2 protein-coding genes are annotated in these 1,296 nt (G+C 66.0%); both read right to left on the reverse strand.

Going from position 1 to position 1,296, the window contains the following annotated elements; all coding sequences use genetic code 11:
- Positions 1 to 208: alcohol dehydrogenase catalytic domain-containing protein (locus EOA38_RS36985; protein WP_148669494.1), on the reverse strand; the 208-nt coding region annotated here is incomplete at its 3' end.
- A gap of 38 nt (positions 209 to 246) precedes the next feature.
- Positions 247 to 1,296 (reverse strand): beta-ketoacyl synthase N-terminal-like domain-containing protein (locus EOA38_RS36990; protein ID WP_127301531.1); only part of this gene is annotated, 1,050 nt, incomplete at its 5' end.

Genomic DNA, 1,296 nt, shown 5'->3' on the forward strand with positions numbered 1-1,296 from the left:
CCGCCTCGACCTCGCCGGAGGCCTCGGCGCCGATGACCAGCGGCAGCTTGCGCTTGGCGAAAGCCATGCCGCGCCAGCCCCAGACGTCGATATGGTTGAGCGCCACCGCCTTGATGCGGAGCGTCACTTCGCCGAGCGAAGGCGGCGGGGGAGGCGGCAGGTCCACCGTTTCAAGGCGGCGGTCCTCGATAAGTTGCAATGCGCGCATTTGGCCTGTCGGTACTTTGGAGGCGGAAAAACGTCCGCTTAGACCGGTTCCCGCGCCATGACAAGGCAGGTGTTCTGGCCGCCGAAGCCGAAGGAATTCGACAGAACCGTGCCGACTTCGGCGTTGCGCTTCTTGTTCGGCACCACGTCGAGCACGATCGCTGGATCCGGATTGTCGTAATTGATCGTCGGCGGAATGACGCTTTCGCGCATGGTCATCAGCGAGAATGCGGCCTCGACCGCGCCGGCGGCCGACAGCGTGTGGCCGATCATCGACTTGTTCGAAGAGATCGGCATCGAGCCGACCCGCTCGCCGAACACGGTCGACAGCGACAGGTGCTCCATCTTGTCGTTTTCCGGCGTCGAGGTGCCGTGCGCGTTGACGTAGTCGATCTCGTCCTCGCTCAAGCCGGCATCGGCAAGGGCGGCGCGCACCGTGGCGATCGCCGGCGAGGCATCGGGCTTGGAGCGGGTGCGGTGGAAGTCGTCGGCGCGCTCACCGCAGCCGCGCATGATGCCGAGGATGGTCGCGCCGCGGGCAAGTGCCGCCTCCAGCGATTCCAGCACCAGCGCGCCGGAACCTTCGGCAAGGACGAAGCCGTCGCGATCCTTGGAAAAGGGTTTTGAAGCCTTTTCCGGGATGTCGTTGTGGGTGGAGAGCGCCGAAAGGAGCGAAAAGCGGATCAGCGCTTCGGCCGTCGCGGATCCGTCCGCGCCGATCGACAGCGCCTTGTCGCATTCGCCGCGGCGGATCGCCTCGACGCCGAGCTGGATGGCCGTGGCGCCGGAGGCGCAAGCGGTGGACAACGTGATCGGCAGGCCGCGCGTGCCGAAGCGGTCGGCGAGGTGATCGGCGATCGAACCGAACTGTGTGGTCTCGAAGATGTCGAGCTCCTTCAGCCCGCGCGCCACCCGCAGCAGCCTTTCGGCGCCATTGTCCTTCTTGTCGGAATTGTAGAGCGAGAAACGGTCGGCCCAGTCGAGCTCGACCGGCGGCGAAGCAAGAAACAGCGGCCCGCCGAAATCGCCGGAATCGAGGCCCGCTTCCGAGACCGCCTCTTGGGCGGCCGTCTCGGCAAGCTCATAGGT

It is taken from the genome of Mesorhizobium sp. M1E.F.Ca.ET.041.01.1.1, from assembly GCF_003997355.1.
In the GTDB taxonomy this organism is placed as follows: domain Bacteria; phylum Pseudomonadota; class Alphaproteobacteria; order Rhizobiales; family Rhizobiaceae; genus Mesorhizobium.